This window comes from Shewanella phaeophyticola, from assembly GCF_025398315.1.
GTDB classification, from domain to species: Bacteria; Pseudomonadota; Gammaproteobacteria; order Enterobacterales; family Shewanellaceae; genus Shewanella; species Shewanella phaeophyticola.
In genome coordinates this window covers 962,438-988,190 of the sequence record NZ_JAODOQ010000001.1, presented here as the reverse complement: position 1 = coordinate 988,190, position 25,753 = coordinate 962,438, and the positions used below count along the sequence as shown (strand labels likewise).

17 protein-coding genes, 5 tRNA genes and 3 pseudogenes are annotated in these 25,753 nt (G+C 41.0%); 12 read left to right on the top strand and 13 right to left on the bottom strand.

Annotated elements, in window-relative coordinates; translation table 11 throughout:
• Positions 1-234, bottom strand: coding sequence for a glutaredoxin family protein (locus N4T56_RS04675; RefSeq protein WP_261732395.1), 234 nt, complete (start codon positions 232-234; stop codon positions 1-3).
• Positions 224-2,359, bottom strand: a complete 2,136-nt coding sequence (rlmKL, locus tag N4T56_RS04670; RefSeq protein ID WP_261732394.1) for a bifunctional 23S rRNA (guanine(2069)-N(7))-methyltransferase RlmK/23S rRNA (guanine(2445)-N(2))-methyltransferase RlmL — start codon at positions 2,357-2,359, stop codon at positions 224-226. The genes N4T56_RS04675 and rlmKL overlap by 11 nt, the downstream gene beginning before the upstream one ends.
• 292 nt (positions 2,360-2,651) lie before the next feature.
• Here rlmKL and N4T56_RS04665 point away from each other — a divergent pair.
• From N4T56_RS04665 to N4T56_RS04645, 5 genes are all read left to right on the top strand, one after another.
• Positions 2,652-2,727, top strand: a tRNA-Met gene (locus N4T56_RS04665).
• A gap of 44 nt (positions 2,728-2,771) precedes the next feature.
• Positions 2,772-2,847, top strand: a tRNA-Met gene (locus N4T56_RS04660).
• A gap of 600 nt (positions 2,848-3,447) precedes the next feature.
• A tRNA-Met gene (locus N4T56_RS04655) sits at positions 3,448-3,523 on the top strand.
• A 44-nt stretch (positions 3,524-3,567) separates the two neighbouring features.
• Positions 3,568-3,643 (top strand) — tRNA-Met (locus N4T56_RS04650).
• Between the two features lie 246 nt (positions 3,644-3,889).
• Positions 3,890-3,984 (top strand) — tRNA-OTHER (locus N4T56_RS04645).
• Between the two features lie 283 nt (positions 3,985-4,267).
• Here N4T56_RS04645 and N4T56_RS04640 read toward each other — a convergent pair.
• The 8 genes from N4T56_RS04640 to prmB form a co-directional block, all read right to left on the bottom strand.
• Positions 4,268-4,963 carry an alpha/beta fold hydrolase gene (locus tag N4T56_RS04640; RefSeq protein ID WP_261732393.1) on the bottom strand — a complete coding sequence of 232 codons (696 nt, stop codon included), beginning with the start codon at positions 4,961-4,963 and terminating at the stop codon, positions 4,268-4,270.
• Positions 4,964-4,979: 16 nt separating this feature from the next.
• Positions 4,980-5,354, bottom strand: a complete 375-nt coding sequence (locus N4T56_RS04635; protein ID WP_261732392.1) for a rhodanese-like domain-containing protein — start codon at positions 5,352-5,354, stop codon at positions 4,980-4,982.
• Positions 5,355-5,615: 261 nt separating this feature from the next.
• Complete coding sequence (locus N4T56_RS04630; RefSeq protein WP_261732391.1) at positions 5,616-6,155, bottom strand: RNA methyltransferase; 540 nt, start codon at positions 6,153-6,155, stop codon at positions 5,616-5,618.
• A 23-nt stretch (positions 6,156-6,178) separates the two neighbouring features.
• Positions 6,179-6,457, bottom strand: a complete 279-nt coding sequence (locus N4T56_RS04625) for a YfcL family protein (RefSeq protein ID WP_261732390.1) — start codon at positions 6,455-6,457, stop codon at positions 6,179-6,181.
• A 3-nt stretch (positions 6,458-6,460) separates the two neighbouring features.
• Entirely contained in the window at positions 6,461-7,597 is a 1,137-nt protein-coding gene (locus N4T56_RS04620) for an ATP-NAD kinase family protein (protein WP_261732389.1), read from the bottom strand.
• Positions 7,598-7,624: 27 nt separating this feature from the next.
• Positions 7,625-8,806 (bottom strand): MFS transporter, encoded by a 1,182-nt coding sequence (locus N4T56_RS04615; RefSeq protein ID WP_261732388.1) that lies wholly within the window; start codon positions 8,804-8,806, stop codon positions 7,625-7,627.
• Positions 8,806-9,900: a chorismate synthase gene (aroC, locus tag N4T56_RS04610; RefSeq protein ID WP_261732387.1), complete on the bottom strand. Its 1,095-nt coding sequence runs from the start codon at positions 9,898-9,900 to the stop codon at positions 8,806-8,808. Before aroC ends, N4T56_RS04615 begins: the two co-directional genes overlap by 1 nt.
• A 54-nt stretch (positions 9,901-9,954) precedes the next feature.
• Positions 9,955-10,899: a 50S ribosomal protein L3 N(5)-glutamine methyltransferase gene (gene prmB / locus N4T56_RS04605; protein ID WP_261732386.1), complete on the bottom strand. Its 945-nt coding sequence runs from the start codon at positions 10,897-10,899 to the stop codon at positions 9,955-9,957.
• Between the two features lie 79 nt (positions 10,900-10,978).
• Here prmB and smrB point away from each other — a divergent pair, with 79 nt between their 5' ends.
• Complete coding sequence (smrB, locus tag N4T56_RS04600) at positions 10,979-11,506, top strand: endonuclease SmrB (RefSeq protein ID WP_261732385.1); 528 nt, start codon at positions 10,979-10,981, stop codon at positions 11,504-11,506.
• Between the two features lie 77 nt (positions 11,507-11,583).
• Here smrB and sixA read toward each other — a convergent pair whose 3' ends face one another.
• Positions 11,584-12,063, bottom strand: coding sequence for a phosphohistidine phosphatase SixA (gene sixA, locus N4T56_RS04595; RefSeq protein WP_261732384.1), 480 nt, complete (start codon positions 12,061-12,063; stop codon positions 11,584-11,586).
• A 188-nt stretch (positions 12,064-12,251) separates the two neighbouring features.
• Between sixA and N4T56_RS04590 the strand changes: the two genes are divergently transcribed.
• The 5 genes and pseudogenes from N4T56_RS04590 (at position 12,252) to N4T56_RS04570 (ending at position 20,332) form a co-directional block, all read left to right on the top strand.
• Positions 12,252-15,041 (top strand): insulinase family protein, encoded by a 2,790-nt coding sequence (locus tag N4T56_RS04590; RefSeq protein WP_261732383.1) that lies wholly within the window; start codon positions 12,252-12,254, stop codon positions 15,039-15,041.
• Positions 15,042-15,317: 276 nt separating this feature from the next.
• Complete coding sequence (locus tag N4T56_RS04585; RefSeq protein ID WP_261732382.1) at positions 15,318-15,884, top strand: ligand-binding sensor domain-containing protein; 567 nt, start codon at positions 15,318-15,320, stop codon at positions 15,882-15,884.
• 154 nt (positions 15,885-16,038) lie between these two features.
• Positions 16,039-16,284, top strand: a complete 246-nt coding sequence (locus N4T56_RS04580) for a hypothetical protein (RefSeq protein WP_261732381.1) — start codon at positions 16,039-16,041, stop codon at positions 16,282-16,284.
• Positions 16,285-16,546: 262 nt separating this feature from the next.
• Positions 16,547-19,631, top strand: a pseudogene (locus N4T56_RS22920) (EAL domain-containing protein); the annotation flags it as partial.
• Between the two features lie 107 nt (positions 19,632-19,738).
• Complete coding sequence (locus N4T56_RS04570) at positions 19,739-20,332, top strand: hypothetical protein (protein ID WP_261732380.1); 594 nt, start codon at positions 19,739-19,741, stop codon at positions 20,330-20,332.
• A gap of 730 nt (positions 20,333-21,062) precedes the next feature.
• On the opposite strand, the pseudogene fadJ reads toward N4T56_RS04570, so the two are convergent.
• Together fadJ and fadI are read right to left on the bottom strand one after the other, a co-directional pair.
• A pseudogene (fadJ, locus tag N4T56_RS04565) lies at positions 21,063-23,190 on the bottom strand (fatty acid oxidation complex subunit alpha FadJ).
• Between the two features lie 5 nt (positions 23,191-23,195).
• Positions 23,196-24,507 (bottom strand): annotated as a pseudogene (fadI, locus tag N4T56_RS04560) (acetyl-CoA C-acyltransferase FadI).
• A 251-nt stretch (positions 24,508-24,758) separates the two neighbouring features.
• Between fadI and N4T56_RS04555 the strand changes: the two are divergent.
• Complete coding sequence (locus tag N4T56_RS04555; protein ID WP_261732379.1) at positions 24,759-25,715, top strand: AAA family ATPase; 957 nt, start codon at positions 24,759-24,761, stop codon at positions 25,713-25,715.
• Positions 25,716-25,753 lie beyond the last annotated feature (38 nt).

The following is a 25,753-nucleotide window of genomic DNA, read 5'->3' as shown; positions in this document are numbered from 1 at the left end:
CTAAACTCCTATAAAATCTTGTAATTGTGTGGCATCAAAAGGCCAAAATAATTCACGGCCATCTTGCACTAACACAGGAATGCTAATGCCATAACGCTCTGCTAAGCTTGCGTCATCACAGATGTCGACGTGGTGATACTGAATATCAGTTTGTTCGATAAGTGATTGGGCTATTTCACACAGATGGCACCCCTCTGTGTGATACAAAATATAAGGCACAATATTATTTGGCATGGGTCAGTAACCACACATTATGAATATGCGGGTTGCGCTTGTAATCGAGTGGCAAACACAAGTGGTCAATGTTAGTGACATCGACTCCAGCTTGTTTAAGCGCGTCAATGTCCATTTTAAACTTACGTTTATTGTTAGAAAAAACTAACTCACCGTTTGGTGCAAGCAGTTTAATTAACCCAGACAACATTTCGGCGTGGTCGCGCTGTACATCCCAGCTATCTTCCATGCGTTTTGAGTTTGAGAATGTCGGTGGATCAATAAAAATCAAATCAAATTGTTGATGACTATTGTCTTTTATCCACTGTAAACAATCGGCCTGGATAAAGTCATACTGAGCACCTGACAAACCATTTAGCGCGAAGTTTTCTTTGGCCCAATTAATGTAGGTATTTGACATGTCGATAGTGGTAACCGACTTTGCACCACCAATTGCCGCATGTACTGACGCAGAGCCCGTATAAGCAAATAAATTAAGTACGCGTTTACCTTTAGATTTGTCGCCCACAAGCTTTCGCGTTACGCGGTGATCTAAAAACAGCCCAGTGTCTAAATAACCGGTTAAGTTAAGCTTAAATTTAGCACCGTATTCTTCGGTGATGACTTCTACTTTACGTTCATCTAATTTTTGATACTGGCTTGTGCCTTTTTGACGCTCGCGGGTTTTTAGCGTCACGCGATCAGGATGAATACCTAATGCACTTGGCAATGCCAATAACACGTCGCTGATGCGGCGCTTAGTGACAGCCTCAGGGATTGTGGCTGGCGCTGAATATTCTTGAATGACCACGTAATCAACATATTTATCGATGGCCACGTTATATTCTGGCAAGTCGGCATCATACAAACGATAGCTGTCGATACGTTCTTTTTTAGCCCATTTTTCAAGTTGCTTTACGTTCTTTTTAATGCGGTTTGCAAACGCTGGAGCGATGTCGGCAATATCAACACCGTCAGGAAGCACAACGGCTTCACGACGAGTGCTTTTAGCATGTAAGGTGTAAATGTTAAAAGCACACTCTAGTGCACCGTTAAACATTTTCATTTGCTTGTCAGCTTTAAGCTTGAGCGACGATAATAATTCAATGTCGCTACACAGCATGGCAATTTTCCAACCGCCAAACTCTTTTTTAAACTTGTCACCTAATTGGTAATAAAGCTGTAAAAGCTCAGTCACATTACCTAGACGCTCACCGTATGGCGGGTTTGAAATTAAAAAGCCTTCGCTTACAGGCGGTGAAACATCTAATGCATCAGAAACGGTAAACTCAATAAATTCTGCTACGCCAGCATTTTCAGCATTACGTTTAGCAATTGAGACGAGGTGCGCTTCAATATCAGAACCATAAAACTTAAGCTTGCAGCGTGTTTTACCTAATGTTGCACGAGCTTGAGCTTCATCAAATACGTTTTGCCACATTGCTTTGTTATGACTTTGCCAGTTTTCAAAACCAAACTTTTCACGCTTTAAACCTGGGGCAATATCGGCAGCCATTAATGCTGCTTCAATTAATACTGTGCCACTACCACAAAATGGGTCGAGGATAGTGGTTTGATTAGCTTGCCAGCCACTGCGCACTAACATATTAGCTGCAAGGTTTTCTTTTAACGGTGCTTCGCCTGTTGTTGAACGATAACCACGCTGATGTAACGATGCCCCAGAAAAGTTCATCGAAATGGTTAATTGGCCATTACGAAAATGCGCATCAATTTTAAAGTCAGGGTTTACCCTTTCAACATCAGGGCGACTTGAACCGTCATCACGAAAACGGTCTACGACCGCATCTTTGATTTTTAACGCGCCAAACTGGGTGTTGTTGATAAACCCACCGGTACCGTGAAAGTCGATACTAAAGGTTTTTTTATGTGAAAAGTGCGACGGCCAATCGATGCAATATGCTGCGTTATAAAGTTGCTCGGCAGATTCACAAGCACCTTTATAAATAACTAATACGATACGGCTCGCTAAGCGGGTCCAGAGGGTGATCCGATATGCCAGTTCAAGCGGTGCAGAAAAGTACACACCGGCAACGCTTTCTTTAACATCGGTAGCGCCAAAATCTTTCAATTCAGAGGCTAGGCTATATTCAAAACCCTTAGGGGCTGCAGCAAAAAAATTAAACATGTATTAGTCAGTCATCGTTACACAAAATTCAGTGCAGCATTATACCTGTTCAAACACATATCCCCAACGACTTATCGAAATGAGACTATAAATTCCGCAATTTGCCAGTTAAATGATCAATATCTGCAATTTAGACCAAGGAGCGATTAATTAACCAGCAAACAAATAGGTTTAATTAGATTTTGCTTGCAAACTTTAAGGGGGATCGCTATAGTTCGCCCCGCTTTGAAGCAGACAAGTAAACACGCCAGCAGGCATGTAGCTTAAATTCAACGAAGCAGCGTTTATCGGACGCGGGATGGAGCAGTTGGTAGCTCGTCGGGCTCATAACCCGAAGGTCGTAGGTTCAAGTCCTGCTCCCGCAACCAATTCTTAGTTAATAGAATTAAAACAATTAACAGCGTTTATCGGACGCGGGATGGAGCAGTTGGTAGCTCGTCGGGCTCATAACCCGAAGGTCGTAGGTTCAAGTCCTGCTCCCGCAACCAATTCTTAGTTAATAGAATTAAAACAATTAGCAGCGTTTATCGGACGCGGAACAGAACAATTGACAGCTCGTCGGGCTCAGCTTTTTATAAACAAGAGTCGAAGGTCGTCGCTTTTTATCAAGTCCTGCTCCTGCAACCAATTCTTAGTTAATAGAATTAAAACAATTAGCAGCGTTTATCGGACGCGGAACAGAACAATTGACAGCTCGTCGGGCTCAGCTTTTTATAAACAAGAGTCGAAGGTCGTCGCTTTTTATCAAGTCCTGCTCCTGCAACCAATTCTTTGTTAATAGAATTAAAACAATTAGCAGCGTTTATCGGACGCGGAACAGAACAATTGACAGCTCGTCGGGCTCAGCTTTTTATAAACAAGAGTCGAAGGTCGTCGCTTTTTATCAAGTCCTGCTCCCGCAACCAATTCTTAGTTAATAGAATTAAAACAATTAGCAGCGTTTATCGGACGCGGAACAGAACAATTGACAGCTCGTCGGGCTCAGCTTTTTATAAACAAGAGTCGAAGGTCGTCGCTTTTTATCAAGTCCTGCTCCCGCAACCAATTCTTAGTTAATAGAATTAAAACAATTAGCAGCGTTTATCGGACGCGGGATGGAGCAGTTGGTAGCTCGTCGGGCTCATAACCCGAAGGTCGTAGGTTCAAGTCCTGCTCCCGCAACCACTTTCTTGTTTAACAAGAATAAAGATAAACGGATCAAAATCAGTCGCGGGATGGAGCAGTTGGTAGCTCGTCGGGCTCATAACCCGAAGGTCGTAGGTTCAAGTCCTGCTCCCGCAACCATTTTGACAATTCAATATATTTAACTCTTCATATTCAATCCAGATCTTGATATCAATACAAATTACTTACTAAAATTTCAGTGTAATCTTACTGTGCACAAAGTAATTGGTAGCTCGTCGGGCTCAGCTTTTTATAAACTACTCTTTATTATAAGCAAACGCTGAAGGTCGTCGCTTTTTATCAAGTCCTGCTCCCGCAACCAATTCTTGTTTAACAAGAATAAAGATAAAACAAATCAAAATCAGTCGCGGGATGGAGCAATTGATAGCTCGCCGGGCTCAGCTTTTCATAAACAATCGTCGAAGGTCGTCGCTTTTTATCAAGTCCTGCTCCCGCAACCATTTTGAAACCTCAAATATCCAATATCAACGTACTCTCCAAATAAATCATAAAAAATCCATTATTATCAGACTAATACCAAAGCAGTTGGTAGCGCGTCGTGCTCAACTTTTTTATAAACTTCCGCTTTTTATAAACAGCTCTTTTTTATAAGCAAACGCTGAAGGTCGTCGATTTTTCTTTTTATCAAGTCCTGCTCCCGCAACCATTTTCTCTGTTCAAAAAATTAGCTCAGCGCATACAATCCAACTAAATGAATAAACTCAACATATGTCTGACCATTGCTTAATCCAGTGTGTTAAGAAACGTTTCGATGCATTGATTTACACTATCGGGTTGTTCAGCAAACACCATATGGCTGCCCTTCTCTATTATGGCGATTTGCGCATTGGGGATTTGCTGCTGTAAAAATGTGGCATATTTTATCGGTGTCATTTGATCTGCATCGCCCACAATAATTAACGTCGGCACATCAATTTTCGGCAGTTGCTCGATAACGTCAAATTTATCGCAAATGGTGAAATCAGTCAGCATGACGCTAACACCATTATTGATAATTGAATTGTTGATTTGTGTTTGTAATGGCTCGGCAATATTTTGATTTGCCGCCAGTAAATAATCTGGGAACGGCTGTTTTAACTCAGCAAGCTCAGACAGTGATTGTAACAGTTGAGGCATTACTTTGAGCCGAGCTCCCGCGCCAATAAGCACTAACGCCTTTAATTGTATCTTTGCCTTTGCTGAGATAGCGAGTTGCATTGCTACGGCGCTGCCAAGAGAGTGTCCAACTAACACCACGTCGAACAACTGATGCTGGGTAATGTAGTCTGCTAACCATTGTACTAATTCATCAACACTTGCCAATGCTTGTCCATCTGGATGACCGGGGTAATCAACCGCAATGCTATGTTCAAAAAACTGTTGCTGGAGCTGCCAAACAACATGCGTACAGCCAGAACCATGTAAAAAGAGTAACGTCATATTAATGAACCTTTTTCTATTTTTTTAGGGTTGATAATGTCGGCAGTTTCGCTTTCCACCAACTCAACATGCCACCTTTGAGTTGATACACCTCTTTAAATCCAGACTGCTTTAGTTTTCTAACGGCCGGAATACTTCGGTGGGCAGAGAGACAAATGACAATGGTGAGATGGTCTTTATTTAGCAGCTTTTGCCTAACAGAATCCGCAGAATAATGGGTAATAGGAAGGTTAATCGACCCTTTGATATGAGATTTATCCCACTCCAACGTTGTGCGCACATCGACTATTTGAATATTATTATCTTCAAGATGCTGAAAAACACTTTTAGCATCCATTTCTGGCACGTCACCGAATGGTAACCATTGGGATAACCGGCTGAGAAATGACATTAGCAGTTCCTTAAAATAATAAGAGCTTAGCTTAAACTACATTATGTTCAGGCCTTTATTCAATCGATTAAAGTTTGATACCTGCATGACGTCGAATCAGAACAATTATTCATTCAGTCATGCGCCGTGTTTAAGCCCTGTTAAACTCTCGCGAAGTCATCACTTATTAACGTTATTCGGGCTAATAAAAATTGAGAAGCATAAAAAATACCGGATGATTTCTCATCCGGCATTTTCAAATAAATATGATATTGAGCGAGTTTACTTCAACCAATGCTTCACTTTAGTACGGTTATTATTGTCACGGCTTTGTTTTATTAACTCATCATCCGCTTTAATTTGAGTTGTCTTAGCGAGGCGATCATAAAGCAGCACATTCACCGATGCGGCAAGGTTCATGCAGCCTACTGTCGGCACATAAACAACGTCAGCCGCGGCGTCAATTAATTGCTGCGGGATCGTGCCATCTTCAGGTCCGAAGATATAAAACGCATTGTCGGGATGAGTAAATAATGGCAAAGGTGTCGCGCCAACCACCAAGTCAACGCATACGATTGTTGCACCTTGAGGCACGCTTTCAAGTAAGGACTCAACACCCTCTAACGGAATGCGTTTAGCCGCATCTTTGGTGTCGACATCATATTGAGCGTCGCCCGACTTAGCCGCTAACTCATATCGCTTACCGGTGTAACAAACACGATTAACACCATAACAGCCCGCAGCGCGCATAATACCGCCAACGTTTACCGGTGTTTTAGGGTTAACTAACCCAATTGTGACTTGTGAAGACGGATTTGCCATAACACTCTTTGTTTGTTCCACACTTAAACGGCTTGAGCAACAATACGTTGACGCAGTTGCTGCCAAGCAGCTTCAACGAGGGCGTAGTCTTGAGCATTTAATTCTTTATCTGCTAAGGCTAGACAACTTAATAGTTTTTTATCGAGTGCCGCTAAATCTTGCTCAGCTTCGACTTCTAGTTCGGCTAACACAACAGCAACATGACCTTGTAAGTAACCGCAGGCAAACAATGCATCATCATCACTGTTATTTACGCTTTCTTCAATCCAAGACTCTAATGCTGCATCGTACTGTTCTAACATGGTTTAGTTCTCCACCAAATCTGGGTTGGCCACTTGATACATCACGTAATCGTGGTAGCCAGTGACTATTTTGTAATAGCCAGTGAGTGCTTTGTCTAATTCAGGGTCGCCACTATCCACAATTAATGGCCTACCTTCAAGTGCTTTGAGCTTAGTTTTTGTGGCTAAGATTAAAATATTGTCTTTTGGGATGCGTTTTATCAGCTCTGGTGACAATTGCTGGTTACCGCGGCCTAATATGTGCCCTTGTCCACCGATGAGGGTAATCACCAGCTTAACCTTGTCGGCAGGCATATCTTTGGTCAATTCGAGCAATTGATTGGCGCTGACATCTTGAGCAATTAACATGTTGTCTTGAATAACATCAACACCGAGTAAAGTATTGTCTATCCCCAACTCTTCCATCACAGCAGCAACGGTACTGCCCGAACCCATAATAAATAACTCATCGTCCATTGATTCAATGATGTCAGCTGCAATATCAGCTAACACTAGTTCATCAACTTCTTTGCCGCCCATTTTTACTGCTTGTATGTAACGCGGCTCTGCTGGCACGGTCATTTCACCAAACCGTTTTGCTCTAACGCTGCCTTGCCTAAAGGCGACTTCATCAATGTCCATCACATCAGCCGACATTAAACTCACCAGCTCACCCTGCAACAACATACTCACCACCAAGCCTGAAGCGTGTGGCGTAATACCGTAAACACCAGAGTGAATTTTAACCCCCGCAGGTACACCTAATACGGGCAAACTATCGTCAACCACAGCATAAATATCACGTGCGGTGCCATCGCCACCGGCAAACAGCAGCAAGTCTACTTGTTGGTCGAGTAAGCAAGACGCAGCTTGTTGGGTATCTTGCGAGGAGGTGATGCTATCGCTGTAATAAACTTCAGTGGTAGTAAAGCCCATTTGTCGACACAAGTTTGCACCCATGTCGCCCGATGCAGTAATGATGTCGAGATTGTCAGCAAAAGGTAATATCACCGCTAAGGCCTGCTGCATGCGCATCTGAGCTTTAGGGGTTGCACCTTTGGCAATGGCTTCTAACGCCACGCCATCAGAGCCTTTTAACCCAACACTACCGCCTAATCCAGCCAATGGGTTGATGATTATCCCTAAGCGAAAACGTTTCACAATAACTCCTTACGACTTTTCTAGATGTTACTCTTGTACTGCATTAGCGGTGGTTTCACCATTAATATTGGGGATCAGCATAACCGCAATCATAGATAAAAAGGCGCAGCTAGCAGCAAAGACCCATACCCACATGGTTTGGCTGCCATCGCCCCAAATCATGCCGCTTATCCATGTACCAAGAGCACCGCCCACACCAAAACTCACGCTGGCATACAACGCCTGCCCCGTACTGCGATGACTAACATTAAAATGCCGATGAATAAAATGAATAGACGCGGCGTGCACTAGGCCAAAGGTAAATGCATGAAGGATTTGGCTGAGAATCAACAACAAAAGAGACTCAACGCCAAAAGCCAACAACAACCAGCGAACGGCTGTCAGTAACATACTCACCACCAGCAAAACGCGAATACCATACCGGCGGATCAACCGAGATGAATAAAAGAAGATAATAATTTCAGCAAATACGCCAAGCGCAACCAATATGCCAGCAATGGTTTCTGAATAACCAAATTGCTTTAAGTAGAGTACGAAGAAACCATAAAAAGGCTCAACACTCATCTGCAGCAACATCGCCGATAACATAAACCAAATAAGCGATGCGTCGAACGTTAATTTAGGCCTGTCTGCACGATTAACAACCACATTGCGATTAGCCGGTAACGGTAATGAACAGGCAAACAACCCAAGAAATAATATCATGCCCATATATGGCAGCACTTCAGAGTCCCAATAATCAATGGCTAAACCACCACTTATCACTAACACAATATAGCCGACACTGCCCCAGCTACGAATTGCGCCATAACGCTCAGCTTTGTCACCTAAGGTTTCTAAGGTAATCACTTCTAACTGCGCCAGAATTGAGTTCCAAAAAAAGGTATAAATGGCCAAGCTAACGGCGAGGTATAAAAAGCTGCCATCAAAGAAAAAGCTAATGTACGTTATTGCGGCAGCGAATGAACCAAGCTTAATCAGCTCGGCGCGCATCCCTGTTCGGTCGGCCACTGCCGCCCAAATATTAGGTGCAACAATGCGCGTGGCCATTAAAATAGCCAGCAAAAAACCAATCTCTTGGGCATTGAAGCCTCGACTATCAAAAAAGACCCCTAAATAGGGAATCATAATGCCGAGAATCGAAAAGAAAAAGAAATAACAGGCGCCGAGCCAGCGTAAATCTGGTTCAGCGCGATGACTTGAGGGCATTAACGCATTCCAATCTCTGGCGTATGACGAACAACATCTTGGTTTTGCGCGCGATGTCTTAATAAATGATCCATTAATACAATCGCCAACATGGCTTCTGCAATTGGTACAGCACGGATGCCCACACAAGGATCGTGTCGACCTTTGGTGATCATATCAACCGTATCACCCTGCACTGTCATGCTTTGACCCGGTACACTGATACTTGATGTTGGCTTTAACGCTATATGAGCCACAACAGGCTGACCTGATGAAATACCGCCTAATACACCACCAGCATGATTAGAGGCAAACCCCTCTGGTGACATTAAGTCGCGACCTTCAGAGCCTTTTTGGGTAACCACACCAAAACCATCACCTATCTCGACACCTTTAACGGCATTAATACCCATAAGTGCATGAGCAATATCAGCATCTAAACGATCAAATACAGGCTCACCTAACCCCACTGGTACACCGGTAGCTGCCACGGTAATTTTGGCGCCAATTGAGTCGCCTGATTTTCGTAAACCACGCATATACTCATCTAATGCATCTAACTTAGTAGCATCAGGGAAGAAAAATGCATTTTGTTCAATTTGGGTTAAATCAATTGTATCAGCAGTTATGGGGCCTAGTTGAGCAAGGTAGCCATGAATTTCAATACCATGCACTTGCTTAAGGTATTTTTTAGCCACGGCGCCCGCTGCAACACGCATCGCAGTTTCGCGCGCAGATGAACGCCCACCACCACGGTAATCACGCATGCCATATTTTTGCTGATAAGTATAATCGGCATGGCCTGGGCGGAAGGTGTCTTTAATGTCTGAATAGTCTTGGCTGCGTTGGTCGGTATTTTCAATCAATAAACCAATTGAGGTTCCTGTGGTCTTACCTTCAAACACACCTGATAAAATTTTCACTTCATCGGCTTCACGCCTAGCAGTGGTATAACGCGATGTACCTGGACGTCGTCTGTCTAAATCATGTTGCATGTCTTCAACGGTTAATTCGAGCCCTGGTGGGCAACCATCAATAATACAACCCAATGCAACACCATGGCTTTCACCAAAGGTTGTTACTACAAAGTTTTGACCAATACTGTTTCCAGACATGCGCGTTAACTACCTCTATGTTTTATGCTATCTACTGCAAAATACCTTACGCTATTATTCAGCATCTTTGTATACAGAGAAAAGTGATTCATTTTCAACTAGCTGATCACGGGTTAATACAAACACACCGTCACCGCCGAATTCAAAATCTACCCAAGTGAACGGCACATCAGGAAATTGCTCAATTAAATGCACCATTGAATTACCGACTTCAACCACTAACACCCCATTTTCAGTCAAGTAATCAGCTGCATTGGCTAAAATGCGCTTAGTTAAATCTAAACCATCGCGGCTCGAGGCTAAACCAATGGCTGGCTCGTGGTGATACTCATCGGGCATGTCACCAATATCTTCAGCATCAACATACGGCGGGTTAGAAACGATTAAATCGTAATGTGGCTCTTTCGGGATCGCCGAGAATAAATCAGATTGGATTGGGAAAACACGCTCCATCACATCAAGTGACTCAATGTTAATTTGCGCAACTTCTAATGCATCTTCACTAATATCAAGCGCGTCCACTTCTGCATCTTCAAATGCATGAGCGCACGCAATGGCAATACAAGCACTCCCCGCACATAAATCCATAATACGGTGCACAGGTTTGTTGTATAACCAAGGACTAAACTGATTATTAATCATTTCTGCAATCGGTGAGCGCGGCACTAACACACGCTCATCAACATAAAAATCAAGCCCGGCAAAACGCGCTTTGTGGGTTAAATACGGTACAGGTAAGCGCTCGCGTACACGACGAATAATTAGCTCAACAATTTTATGTTTTTCACTGCTAGTCAGGTTACTTAAAATAACTTGCTGACCGATTTCTTCAGGTAAGTGTAAAGCATGAAAAACCAATGCAATGGCTTCGTCCCAAGCATTGTCAGTACCGTGACCATAATAAATATTGGCATCATTAAAACGGCTAACCGCCCAGCGCAACATATCACCTATAGTACGTAACTCAGTGACCGCTTCATCTACAAAGATCTTATCCAAAACACACTCCTAAAAAATTGTTCTGCGCTATTGTAACTGATGTCTATTAAGATGACCTAGAATTCAATACAATACCGCCATGAAAGACGAAAATAACTCAGACAAGTTGCTGTTTAGCCAACTAATAGACGGTATCAAACCTCTCAAGCAAGATACCCACCATTTTAAACAGCCAGTCAAACCTAAAAAACAATTCGAATTTAAAGAGCGTCAAATCCATGTTGACAGCTATTTTTCGGACACTTATCAGCCACTGTTGCCGGTCGAAGGCTCTATGCGCTGGATAAATGACAGTGCAGATAAACTTGAGCTAAAACGTTTAAGACGTGGCGACTATTCACCCGATTTGTTACTTGATTTACATGGTCTGCGCCAATCTGAAGCCAAACTTGAGTTGGCAGCACTTATTCAAGCCTGTGTTAAACAAAGCAGTACTTGTTGTTGTGTGATGCACGGTTATGGTACAGGCATTTTGAAGCAGCAATTGCCATTATGGTTAGCGCAGCACCCTAAAGTAAAAGCGTTTCATCAAGCACCTAAAGAATGGGGCGGCGATGCCGCGTTATTGGTATTAATTGATATTGGTGAGCAGCCACATAGGCGTTAAGCGTGGTTAAGGTAATTTAATTATTAAACTGTTGCTGATTGTAAGGTAAGTAAATACTTACCTTACAACTTATATAACTACCGTGCGGCCATCACTTGATGAGCTGCTGTCATAGCAACAAAACTGCTTTGATGCATGTGTTTATCAATTTGTGCCACTGCTGATGTCGCAAATAAAGGCGGCTCAATACCTGCCACTAATTCACTGACCATAAACCCTAAAATGGGCATGTGTGCAATAACCAGTACATTGTCTGCTTTAAACTGTTCAGCATAAGCAAGTACCACGTCTACTGCTCTTTTAGGATCGCCTGATGGAGTCACATCATCAAGCACAACTAACTTTCGAGGTTCAGGTAAGTATCTACTGACTTCTTGCCACGTTTGCTGCGCACGTAAATAAGGGCTCACAATCACTAAATCGAGTTGGCTCACACTCTTAGTTAACCAATTGGCCATGTATCCGCTGTGGATACGACCGGTTTCGGTTAGTTTACGTTCTCGGTCTGACGGCGCATCAAAGCCAGCTTCACCATGTCGCATCAAAAATAACTGCATACTTCTCTCTGGATTTTTTATTATCGTTCTTCGGCAATTGTAGCGCTAAATAGCACAACAACAAACCCTAGTATCGTCGATAATGAACTAAACTTTAGTCGATAAAAGCATAAAACATGCCTTCGCTATTTGCTAAAAACTCATAAGAAGATCAATATATAACAAGTTATGTTTTCTGGAGCCTTCTTTTGCCTGATTATCCAGCAGTTTATAAAAGCCAAAATGATCATCGTCAATATCAATATCGAGTGTTAAGCAATCAATTACGAGTGCTTTTGGTTGAAGATATGCAATCAAACCAAGCCGCAGCGTCTATGGCGGTTAGCGTTGGTCATTTTGACGATCCCGCTGAACGGCCAGGAATGGCACATTTTCTTGAGCATATGTTGTTTTTAGGTACCGATAAATACCCAGATTCAGGCGAATACCACGCCTACATCAATCAGCATGGCGGCAACAACAATGCATGGACAGGCACTGAACAAACTAACTTTTTTTACAGCATCAATGCCGACGCGTTAGAAGGCTCTTTAGACCGTTTTAGTCAGTTTTTTATCGCGCCTAAATTTGATTTAGAATTAGTCGACCGTGAAAGACAAGCTATTGAGTCAGAATTTAGCTTAAAACTCAAAGATGACATTCGCCGGGTTTACCAGGTGCAGAAAGAATCCGTTAATCCTAAACACCCTTTCTCAAAATTCTCTGTGGGTAATTTGGCCACTTTAGCAGGTAAGCAGGTCGCTATTCGTGATGAGCTTTTAGCATTTTATCGACAACACTACAGCGCTAACATCATGACACTATGTGTTGTCGCGCCGCGTCCAATAGCTGAATTAGAAACCATTGTAACGCAGTACTTTTCGGCAATCGAAAACCGAAATGTAAGTAAACACTATCCCAATGAAGCCTTACTCAACAAAGAACAACAACAAAAACACATTAAAATCGTGCCGCTCAAAGATCAAAAACGGGTCAGTATTTGTTTTGCTCTGCCCGAGATAGATCAATTTTATAAACGTAAACCATTAACTTTTATCAGCCATTTACTCGGTAATGAGAGTCCTGGAAGTTTGTTGTCGTATCTGAAACGGCAAGGTTTAGCGAATAACTTGTCTGCTGGCGGTGGAGTTAATGGTTATAACTTTAAAGATTATTCAATCAGTATTCAGTTAACCGATAAAGGTTATATTGAGTTAGATGAAGTAGTCACCTGTGTATTTGAATATATTGAGCTCATCAAACAGCAAGGCGTTAGCGCTTGGCGTTATCAAGAACGCGCCAGCCTGTTGGATACCGCGTTTAGGTATCAGGAACAAATAAAAACTTTGGATTTAGCCAGTCATCTCAGCATTAACATGCATCATTATGATATCGAAGATATTATTTATGGTGATTACCGAATGGATGAAATGCAAGAGGATGAAACCAAGCAATTATTGTCCATGATGTCAGTAAACAATATGCGCTTAATGACTGTGGCTAAAGAATCACAAGTAGATAAACAAGCAGCATGGTATGACACGCCTTATCAGGTCACGCCATTACAGCCACATCAACTGGAGAAATGGTCTGCGATAACCACTCGAGATGCACTTAAACTGCCTGAAAAAAACCCATTTATTGTCGCTCACCCTCAGGCTCGATCAGACAAAAGCAACAGCGCTGTGCCTAAGATAGTCGCTGAAGGCGAAGGTTATCGTATTTGGCACAAAAAGGATGATGAGTTCAATGTACCAAAAGGTCACTTGTACTTGTCACTAGATTCAGACCAAGCCAGTTCGACTCCGAGACAAGCCGCATTAACACGACTTTACGTTGAAATGCTAATCGATTACCTCACTGAACCAACCTACCAGGCTGAAGTGGCTGGGCTAAATTACAACATTTACCCGCATCAAGGTGGAATAACCCTTCACCTCACAGGCTTTACAGGCAATCAAGAAAAACTATTAACACTAATTATCAATAAAGCGCGCGAACGTAACTTTACTGAACAACGCTTTAACATGATTAAAAAGCAAATTTTGCGAAGCTGGAATAACGTAGCTCAAGCAAAACCTATTTCACAATTATTTACCAGCTTAACGGTTACCCTGCAAAAAAGAAGCTTTGAGCCAGCCAGAATGGCAGAGGAGTTAGCAGAACTCACCCTTAGTGATCTACATAATCACGTGAGCTCATTTTACAAAAAGGTTTATCTTGAAGGGCTTGTCTACGGTGATTGGTTAGAACAAGAAACTCAGCAACTGGGTAAACGCTTAAAACACTTACTGTCGTTAGTCACCAAACCAAGCGCAGAATCTTCAAGAGAGTTAGTCAATCTAGATAAAAGAGGCTCGCTACTGCGTGAAAAAAGCATTGCCCATCAAGACAGTGCCATCATTGTTTATTACCAATCGCGAGCGGCCACACCAGATCGCATGGCACTGTTCAGCTTGTTAAATCACACCATGTCTTCAACCTTCTTTCACGAGTTACGCACTAAGCAACAACTCGGCTATATGGTTGGTACCGGTTATTTACCGCTAAATCGGCACCCTGGGATTATCTTTTATGTGCAATCCCCTACAACTGGACCTAGACAGCTCCTAGAAGCCATTGATGAATTTATCGCTGACTTTAACTATGCCGTTATGCAAATCACCAATGAGCAGTGGGAAAGTACCAAGCAAGGCATGATTAGCCAAATAATGGAAAATGACACCAATTTAAAAACCCGTAGCCAACGTTATTGGGTCAGTCTAGGGAATCGAGATTATCAATTTAACCAACGTGAAACCGTTGTTGCAGAAGTCATGAAGTTAACTCGAGCAGACTTAATTAAATTTATGGTGGCTCACATGCGCAGTCGAGACTGTGACCGTTTAGTATTATTCAGTTGTGGTGAACAACATCACAGCCAAGCAAGCTTGAGATCTGATAACATGATCGTCGATTTAAAAGCATTTAAGCAACAAGCTGACAAATTCCAGTTTTAAGATAACCATTGAGTGACAGCATCACTATTTATCATGCTGCCGCTAAAACATTGTCAAAAACAGCATAAACGGAACCCGGTACCATATAAAACTTTAGTGCTATATAAGTTGCTGATAAAAAAGTAACTCTTTAATGAAATTATTAGAATATTTGCACATTAATCTACCAATCACTTCTTTTTTATTAACATGCTTTTGACAAACTCGCAGGTTTCTGAAAAAGTAGACAATTCATCAACTTCTTTGCGGCATCGAACGAGAATAAGTATAATAATTATGCCTAAAATTTTACTGTTTATCTGTGTGTATATTTTTATCAGCCCCTTTGCTGCAGCCATAGAGACGGAAAACGCTGAATCAAACTTTGATCTACTTCTTAATCACACAAATTATGGCGTAGCAGATGGACTATCACAAGATACTGTTACGGCAATTGTTGAAGATAAAGAAGGCTACGTTTGGGTTGGAACCATCAACGGCCTAAATCGTTTTGACGGCAATGAATTTAAACAATTTTATGCTGGAGATGATGGGAAATCACTGCCAAGCTCCTTTATTCGCAATTTACTGATTGATGACAATGGCACCCTACTTGTCGGCACAGACAAAGGACTCGTCGAATTTAATGAAGAAACTGAATCATTTCACCCAAACAGCATTTCTGCTCAAATTGGCGAGCAGGCCATTTGGTCTATATCAAAACAAGGCAACGAAATTCTAATTGGTCTAAATAATAGATTTTTATCTTATGATAGTTTAAGTAAAAAATTATCAATAGAATTTAAAAGTGATAAGCTAAAAGAAATTAAAAACATAATAAAATTTAAAAAAATATTACATTAGAAATTATGAAGGACATACAATAAGCGTTTACAACGGAATTATAACCAGACTATTAAATGAAACTAATGATATAGCCTTATTAAATAACAACATAATAGCAGCAACTAATAATGGCATATTTTCAATTGATAATGATGTACAACGAATATCTCCATTGAAATTTATAGATATTTCATCTCAAAAAAACGCAGAATATGCTTTAGGGCTACAAGAAAACAACATAATAAAAATTAAAATTAACAACAAAAATATCACTTGGGAAAAAGTAGGTGAATTACAAGTCGAAGGTGTAAAGTTTGCCAAAGCTTTTATATTTGAAAACAATGAGACCATTTACATATCAAATTATAATGATGGATTTATTACCATTACACAAAAAAATAACTTGGTAAAAAAATAAATATACTAGAGAAAGACATTTGGTCTTTATCAAAGGCAACCGATACATTTTTCATGCTCAATGATGACAGTGATATTTATCATTATGATCAAAACATGAATTTGATAAGAAAAATTAAAACATCCTTTCCTCATGTGTCAAATCAATACTAACAATTAATAACAAGATTTTTATAGGTACGAAGTCAGGGGTATTCTTAAAAGACTTAACAACTAATAAGGAAACGTTGATATCTAATGATTTAATAATCAACATAAAATATAATAAAAATGAAAACTTAATATATTCATCTAATTTCAAAGGTGAAATTACAACTTTTTCCTTGGATGGTAAAGAAGTCGAAAAAATAAAAACAAACTTTAACTTCCCTATATACGACATGTTGAAAGTGGATGATCAACTTTGGATTGCCTCACAAGCTGGATTAATATTATGGGAAAACAATACACCTAAAACAATATTTAATGAAGATATGGTTTTTAACCTTGCTTTAAAAGGCAATAATATTTATTTTGGAACGAGAAGTGCAATATTTTCAACAAACAAAAACAAGCATGACTCCACAAAAATAGTGCTTAACAAAAAAAGGTAATATATTCACTATCTTTTGTTGGAGATATATTAGTTGCTGCATCCAACCGTGAGATTTATTTAATAAATATATCTAGCAACATCATCAACACACTCACAGTAGATAATGGAGTATTAAAAGATTACAACACACAATCATCATTAATCATAAACAACAACTCAATCTTACTAGGTGGAATTGACGGACTTAGTTTAATAAACCCAATACAAGTAATGTCCACAATACAAAACGACATACCTAAGAAAATTTCACTTACTAACTTATCTTTATTCAACAGTTCAATTGATGTAGGGTCAAACATATTACCTAAACCATTAAATAGTTTGGAAGAGATAACATTAAAACATTCAGACTACCCCTTCACATTAAGCTTTAATGTTATCGGGGAGAACAACCATAGTTTTGACTTCCTATATTACCTTGAAGATTTAGAAAAAAACTGGCTTTCTACCAATGGTAATAATAGTGTTACATACACTAACCTATCTGCAGATCAATATACATTTAAGATTTATGCTAAAAATAAACTTTCAGGTTTAAAAACTGATATAAAAAACTTAAAAATAAATATCACTCCTCCTTGGTGGCTCTCTAACAAAGCTAAATTTATATATGGTTTTTTATGTGTAGTTCTCGTCATAACTTTTTTTAATGTTTTAAATAGACGCCGTCAAACACAAAAGCAAATCGCCTTGAGTGAAGAACGTTTAAAATTATCCTTGTGGGGCAGTGGCGATGAAATGTGGGACTGGGATATTGAAAGCGGTAAAATTTATCGTTCGAACATATGGGGCTCATTAGATTTCCCTCAAGACGGCCGTCGATCAGGTAACCCTGATGAAGAGAGCAACATCCACCCTTTAGACAGAGACCGTGTAGCAAAAGCACTTAATGATCATTTTAACGCCATCACTGACCACTTTGAAATTGCCTATCGCGTTAAAGCACGCAACCAACAATGGATTTGGATATTAGACCGAGCAAAGATAGTTGAACGAGATCAAAAAGATCAGCCTTTACGTATGACAGGGACGATCAAAGACATCAATAATATCAAACAAGCCGAAGAACAGTTACGTTTGTTTGCGCGCGCAATTGAGAACATTTCTGAAGGGATGTTCATTTTAAACGAAAAATACCAATATGTTGAAGTCAACGAAGCTTGCTGTGAACTCACGGCATCAACCCAAGAAAAGTATCTAGAAGAAACACTTAGTTTTAGTCGTTACCCTGAAAGTTATTCAGAACAGATTAGGACTATTTTAAAACAACAAGGTAGCTGGAGCGGTGAAGTAGAAGCCAGCAAAGGCACGGATGACTTTTTCTTGATGGAACTCACCATTGATGCCATTTACAACGAACAAGGTGAAACAAGTCATTATGTTGGGGTTTTTTCGGATATTACGCGCCGTAAACAACAGGAAGAAGAGCTCAGAAAGCTGACCAACAATGATTTATTAACAGGCTTACCTAATCGCTCAAGCTTACAAGTCACTTTAAGTAACTTGGTAAAAAAAGACATTCATCATACCCTCATGGTGCTTGACCTAGATAACTTCAAACGCATTAATGATTCATTAGGCCATCAAATTGGCGATGATTTATTGATTGGAGTTGCAGAGCGCATCCAACTTGCAATACCTGAACATGCCAGCTTATACCGATTAGGCGGAGATGAATTTGCATTGCTAGTTGACCAGTTTCCAGACATTGGTAATTGCGCAGCGATAGCCACAAAAGTCATCAATTGTTTAAAACCAGCATTCAATATCAATAATGAATCACTGGTCTTAGGGATCAGTATTGGGATTGTGTTGTACCCAGAAGATGAACAAAATGAACAGGCATTACTGCGAAAAGCTGACATTGCGATGTACCATGCGAAATCTGCAGGGGGTAGCCGTTATCAATTCTATTCAGAGTCATTAAACCAAAATGCATTACGCCAACTTGAAATTGAAAACCTGATAAGAGAAGCCTTAAAAGACGATTTGTTTGAAGTTTACTACCAACCCAAAATTGACGTTAAAAAAGATCGCCTCACGGGCATGGAAGCACTGGTTCGCTTAAACCACCCAACGCTGGGTATCATTGAAGTCCTAACGAGTTTATTCCACTTGCCGAAGAAAATGGTTTAATTGTCGAGATAGGTGATGTGGTACTACGCAAAGCTTGTTTTGCTGCGCAAAAGTGGTTGGACTCAGGATTATTTACAGGCCGCGTCGCTGTCAATTTATCGTCTAAGCAATTTGCATTGGCAGATTTGCAACAGCGAATAGAGTCAATTTTACGACTGACAAAATTGCCAGCAAAACATTTAGAGTTAGAAATCACTGAAGGCACTGTAATCAAGAACCCTGAACAAGCCATTAAGGTGATGCAGCAACTCGCCAAAATGGGGGTAAGCCTCGCACTTGACGATTTTGGTACTGGTTATTCGTCATTATCGTATTTAAAACGCTTCCCGATTAATTGTTTAAAAATTGACAAGACTTTCGTAGACGATATCGATAAATCTGATCGCGACCTTAAAATGGTCGATTCAATTATCACCATTGCCCACAACATGGGGTTATCGGTTGTCGGCGAAGGTGTTGAGCAAACAGCACAGCTCAACATTTTAAAGGCACTAAATTGTGAAGAAATTCAAGGATATATATATAGCAAACCGATAAAAGAAACGGATTTTGAAGCAATGCTAACCGCCGATAAACTAAAACATGAGCCTTTAACACAAACGCTAATGAAAAAATAAATCATTCTCTCTTACTTTTGGCATGTTAAATGCTAATTCATGTTCAGTAGTCAAAATAATATTGATATTAAACCCTGAGCTTGAATAATAAATAAGAGAGAATAAAAATGATCAAAGGAATAATTACTCTGGCGGTGTTATCGGCATTATCTGTTGGTAGTTTCGCAATGATTGATAATGTTGAAACTGCTGGCATCCCTGCCATTAAAGTTCTAGACACTCAAACTGCTGGTATCCCTGCAATTAAAGTTTTAGAGACTCAAACTGCTGGTATGCCTGCTATTAAAGTTTTAGAGACTCAAACTGCGGGCATCCCTGCTATTAAAGTTTTAGAGACTCAAACTGCGGGCATCCCTGCTATTAAAGTTTTAGAGACTCAAACTGCTGGCATCCCTGCTATCAAAGTTTTAGACACCCAAACTGCTGGCATCCCTGCTATTAAAGTTTTAGACACCCAAATTGCGGGCATCCCTGCTATTAAAGTTTTAGACACCCAAATTGCGGGCATCCCTGCAATTAAAGTCTTAGATACTCAAACTGCTGGTATTCCTGCCATTAAAGTTTTAGAGACTCAAACTGCTGGTATTCCTGCTATTAAAGTTTTAGAGACTCAAACTGCTGGCATCCCTGCTATTAAAGTTTTAGAGACTCAAACAGCTGGTATTCCTGCTATCAAAGTTCTAGACACTCAAACAGCTTAAGGAGAATACGATGTTTACTTCTCTAAAAATCGCCCTAGGTTTAGCAAAACCTGCTCGTAAAAAAGTGAAACTGCCTGAAGGCTTGAACCATTTAGAAGTTATCCAAGCTAAAGCTTGGTGGAAATAAACTTCTCAATACCAAAAAAAGGAGCCTAGGCTCCTTTTTTGTTATATCTATAACCGCTAAGTTTATTAGCATTTTATCTGGTAACCACCATGTCGAGCCATCTTCATGTCAGCAAGACGCTTATGAGCACTGAACAACGGATAAGTCAGCGGCCCTAATACAAGTGCTAGGCACCCCCATCTTTTAACCGCTAATCCTTGCTTATAAGCTGCAAAGGCAAACGCAACACAACTACTTGCACTCGATAACACAAGAATTACCAACCAACTTAACTGCATACAACTTACCTCTACTGTACCGAAAGCTCTTCCATACTGTGTCATAATATTAAAGCTATAATGTACTCAATTATTTAGCACGTAGTCCTTGTGTCATTCTGATTTGGCCTGTAAATATGATCTACACACCTAACGAGTGCGTACTATACCTTAAATACAGGTTCAGTTCGATTAAAAATCAGGCAAATAAATGCCGTACGATAACCATAATGCGGCAACACATTGCCGTTTTTTTATGCGCGCTATTATGGTGTCGTAAATAGCAAAAATTATAGGCAATAAAAAACCGCCCATGATGAGCGGTTTCATTAACGACAATCACGAATTAGCTGTTATAAAACTGGCTATCATCGCTGGCCATTTTCACCAACGTATCACACGGCGCAAAACGCTCACCGTATAATGATTGATATCCATTTAATGTATCAACTAAATTCTTAGCTCCTAGGGTGTCAATATAACGGAAGGAGCCCGCCTAAGAATGGTGGGAAACCAATACCAAATATAGCCCCTATGTCGCCATCTCTTGCTGAAGCAATAATGCCCTCTTCAAGACAACGAACCGCTTCGTTTAACATTTGGACAGTACAGCGCTCTGCGACATCTTTTGCTTCTTTATCTGAGGCAATTAAAATGTCGAGCACTTTATAAACAGACTCATCGACCAGTTTGTCTTTTTTGGCTTTAGATCCATATTGATAGAACCCTTTACCATTTTTACGCCCTTTACGATCATCAGCCAATAACTTATCAAAAGCGGCTGGAGCCTTAAAGCGCTCACCGAGCTCTTTTTCTAAAATAGGTGAAATCTTACCGCCCACATCAATACCGACCTCATCAAGTAATGTCATAGGATCTACAGGGAAGCCAAATGTAACCAATGCACGATCTAAATGCTCAATACGTTGACCTTCTAATAACAACTGAGCGGCTTCGTTCATATACAAAGCTAAAATACGGTTTACATAAAAACCGGCACCGTCTTGCACAACAATTGGGGTTTTACCCTGCTTGCGTGCAAAGGCCACTGTCGTCGCAATGGTTTCTGGCGACGTCGTTTTATGGGCAATCACCTCCACTAACGGCATTTTTTCTACCGGAGAGAAGTAGTGCAAACCAATCACATTTTCAGGACGACTTGCCGCTGCGGCAATTTGACCAATCGGTAGCGAAGAGGTGTTCGATGCAAAAATAGTGTTTTCACCACATTCACGCTCAACATCTTTCACCATTTGATGTTTAAGTGCTAAATCTTCAAATACTGCTTCAACGACAATATCAGCATCTTTAATGCCGGTGTATTCAGTGGTTGTGGTCATCAAAGACATAATATTGTCACGTGCCGCTGGCGTCATATGACGGCGCTTAACACCTTTATCTAACAACTTATAAGCGTACGATAATGCGTTGCTTAAGCCTTGCTCTGAAATATCTTTAACGCGGGCAGGAATTTTTGCCTTAGTTGTTGTAACAGAGGCAATACCGCCGCCCATTAAACCGCCGCCCAATACCATCACTTTTTTCACCTTGCGCGGTGAAGCCCCTTCCGCGCCGGTTTCTTTCTTCATTTCTGTGGTAGCAAAGAACAAGCTACGTAGTGCAGCAGATTCTTTTGACATCACCAAGTTAGCAAAATGAGTAGCTTCCACTTCGAGCCCTTTAATCATGCCTTTGTTCATACCTTGACGAACACAATCAATAATCTTGGCCGGTGCGGGATAATTACCTTGGGTTTTCTTCATCACCTGCTTACGAGCTTGGTCGAACATAATATCGCGGGTAAATGAACTAGACTCTAAAAATTGATTAATTTTAGATTGCTTTACAGGCTTAGCTGCTTGCTTGCCTTTTTTAGCTAACTCAACTGCGGTTTCAATTAAAATTGAATTTGGTACCACATCATTTACCAAGCCCATTTTTAACGCTTGTTTAGGGCGGACTTGCTTACCTGTGAGCATCATGTCAAGTGCTGTTGCAATCCCTACCAAACGAGGAAGACGTTGTGTACCACCACTACCAGGTAATAAACCTAATTGTACTTCTGGCACACCAAGCATGGTTTTTTTATCGTCACTGCATACACGTAAATGACACGCCAATGCTAATTCTAAACCGCCACCTAAACACGCACCATTAATCGCCGCGACAACGGGAATAGACAAACCTTCAAGTTCGGAAAATACCACATGCCCTTGTTGAGACAGGGTTTTCGCATCTGCTTCGCTTTTGCATGCTGCCAACATGGTAATATCCGCACCAGCAACAAAAGAGTCCGTCTTACCAGAGGTGATCACTAAGCCTTTAATGCTATTGTCAGCTTTAATCTCAGTTAAAATCTCAGTGATTTCTGGGTCAAATTCGGCTTTTAAGGTGTTCATAGTTTCGCCAGGAACATCCATTGTTAAAATGGCAATACCATCTTCACGGCGCGATAAATTAAATGTTTTTTCCATGCTCATTACTCCACCTCTAAAATCATTGCTGCGCCTAAACCACCCGCGGCACAAGCTGTTGCCAAACCAGTACCACCGCCACGACGTTTTAATTCACGACACACTTGTGTAATTAAACGCGTACCGGTTGCAGCAAATGGATGACCATAAGCTAACGAGCCACCTAGCACGTTAAACTTACTCATATCAATTTCGCCAATCGCGCGGTTACGCCCCAACTTTTCTTCAGCAAACTTTTTCGAACCAAACATTTGCATGTTCGCTAATGTTTGCGCTGCAAATGCTTCATGCATTTCAATTAGAGTTAAATCCTCTAACTCCATACCGGCGCGCTTAAGGGCTAACGGAGTCGCATAAGAAGGTGCCCATCAGCATGTCTTGCCACACATCAATGGCGGTAAAGGCATAACTCTTAATATAACCAATAGGTTGATAACCTAATGCCTTTGCACGGCTTTCGCTCATTAAAATAATCGCAGATGCCCCATCGGTTAACGGCGTACTGTTGGCTGCGGTTACTGTGCCGTGTTTACGATCAAAGGCAGGACGTAATTTGGCATAAGACTCTAAAACGGAGTTTTCACGAATATTATTATCACGATCGATAAACTGCTTATAAGGTGGAATATGGGCTGTCATCACTTCATCGTGAAGGAAACCAGCATTCCAAGCGTCTGTTGCCAAAGTGTGTGAGCGATGAGCTAATGCATCTTGATCTGCACGACTAATATGGTAAGTCTTCGCCATCTGCTCAGCAGTTTGTCCCATAGACAAACCTGTAGAGTATTCTGCAACGGCTGGCGGTACAGGCAATAAATCTTTTAGACCTAAGCGTCGTGCAATCGCAAATTTATCTTTAAAGGTGCGGGCTTTATTTAAATCGACTAAGGCATGAGCCAGTTTTCTCGAGACTCCAATGGGTAAGACTGAAGACGAATCAGAACCACCCGCTAAACCAATTTCAATATTGCCGGTCATAATTGATTCTGCAACATTAACGGTAGACTGGAAGCTAGTAGCACAAGCTCGAGTGACAGAATAAGCATCTGTATTGACGTCCATCCCAGTTCCTAACACAATTTCACGCGCGATATTAGGCGCCGCAGTTATTTGTACTACTTTACCAAATACAAGTTGTTCAATTAGTTTAGGATCAATTTCAGAGCGAGACAGTAACTCATTTACCACCATTTTGCCCATATCCAATGCATTCACGCCATGAAAAGCCGTTGCTTGTTTCGCAAATGGGGTTCGTAAACCAGCCACAATCGCAATACGATCGCCCCGGGCATTCGTTACCTGTTGTCTATCACTCATATGTCACCCTTCTATTATTGTTAGCTCATCAAGGCAGAGCCGATAAGTATTCTATTTTGGCCAGATTATCTGGTCAGACCATCAAAGTGTGATCTGATTCTAACTTTTTATTGAATAGTTTTAAACAGGCGTTTACAACTATCTGATTCATTAATAGTTAAAATATGTTAATCCTACTAGCCAAAAACCCATAGAATTCATAACATAGGCTTCAATAACCCCAATGCAAACAAAATAAATTGAGTACAGCTATGCCGTTAAGTCGTTTCCACTCACTGCGCGCCTATTTAGATACTGTTGTATTAGGTCAGCCCGTATTAACCGAAAACCTATTAATTGCACTTATCGCCAATGGTCATTTATTAGTTGAAGGCTCACCAGGATTAGCCAAAACCCGTGCTGTCAAAGCACTTTGTGATGGTGTTGAAGGCGAGTTTCATCGTATCCAATTTACGCCAGACTTGTTGCCCGCCGATTTAACCGGAACTGATATTTACCGTCAGCAGACAGGGACATTTGAATTTGAAGCGGAACCAATTTTCCATAACCTTATTTTGGCAGACGAAATCAACCGTGCACCAGCTAAAGTGCAATCAGCACTATTAGAAGCAATGGCAGAAGGCCAAGTCACTGTGGGAAAAAACAGCTATCCACTACCGGAACTCTTTTTAGTGATGGCAACACAAAACCCATTAGAAAACGAAGGGACTTACCCGCTACCAGAAGCGCAGCTAGATCGTTTTTTGATGCACTTAAATCTTGATTATCCCAGTGCAGAAACTGAATGCGAAATTTTGCGTCAATCACGAAAAGAAGCCCAAACCCATCAATTACCAACCATTGACCCAGTAGCTCAAGCAGATGTATTTGCAGCGCGTGATCAAGCGTTAGAAATATACCTGGCCGACCCTCTTGAAAAATACATCGTCGAAATCGTTATGGCTACTCGCCAGCCCGCTCGATACAGTAGCGAGCTTGCAAAATGGTTAGAATATGGCGTTAGCCCACGTGCAACCATTTCATTAGAACGATGCGCACGTGCCCGAGCATGGTTATATGAACGCGATTTTGTGTCACCTGAAGATATCCAGGCCGTAGCGCCAAATGTGCTTCGCCATCGTTTATTGCTGAGTTATCAAGCACAAGCAGAGGGTGTCACCGCCGATCAGGTTATCGACCATATTCTTAGCCAAGTTGCCGTACCTTAAAGGCGCAGTTGCATGTTGATATTAGTAAGTATGATAAC

Bases quoted from the DNA above. Each gene is read 5' to 3' on its own strand.
- N4T56_RS04675 (WP_261732395.1), bottom strand. From the start codon at position 234: ATGCCAAATAATATTGTGCCTTATATTTTGTATCACACAGAGGGGTGC.
- rlmKL (WP_261732394.1), bottom strand. From the start codon at position 2,359: ATGTTTAATTTTTTTGCTGCAGCCCCTAAGGGTTTTGAATATAGCCTA.
- N4T56_RS04640 (WP_261732393.1), bottom strand. From the start codon at position 4,963: ATGACGTTACTCTTTTTACATGGTTCTGGCTGTACGCATGTTGTTTGG.
- N4T56_RS04635 (WP_261732392.1), bottom strand. From the start codon at position 5,354: ATGTCATTTCTCAGCCGGTTATCCCAATGGTTACCATTCGGTGACGTG.
- N4T56_RS04630 (WP_261732391.1), bottom strand. From the start codon at position 6,155: ATGGCAAATCCGTCTTCACAAGTCACAATTGGGTTAGTTAACCCTAAA.
- N4T56_RS04625 (WP_261732390.1), bottom strand. From the start codon at position 6,457: ATGTTAGAACAGTACGATGCAGCATTAGAGTCTTGGATTGAAGAAAGC.
- N4T56_RS04615 (WP_261732388.1), bottom strand. From the start codon at position 8,806: ATGCCCTCAAGTCATCGCGCTGAACCAGATTTACGCTGGCTCGGCGCC.
- aroC (WP_261732387.1), bottom strand. From the start codon at position 9,900: ATGTCTGGAAACAGTATTGGTCAAAACTTTGTAGTAACAACCTTTGGT.
- smrB (WP_261732385.1), top strand. From the start codon at position 10,979: ATGAAAGACGAAAATAACTCAGACAAGTTGCTGTTTAGCCAACTAATA.
- sixA (WP_261732384.1), bottom strand. From the start codon at position 12,063: ATGCAGTTATTTTTGATGCGACATGGTGAAGCTGGCTTTGATGCGCCG.
- N4T56_RS04585 (WP_261732382.1), top strand. From the start codon at position 15,318: ATGCCTAAAATTTTACTGTTTATCTGTGTGTATATTTTTATCAGCCCC.
- N4T56_RS04570 (WP_261732380.1), top strand. From the start codon at position 19,739: ATGATCAAAGGAATAATTACTCTGGCGGTGTTATCGGCATTATCTGTT.
- N4T56_RS04555 (WP_261732379.1), top strand. From the start codon at position 24,759: ATGCCGTTAAGTCGTTTCCACTCACTGCGCGCCTATTTAGATACTGTT.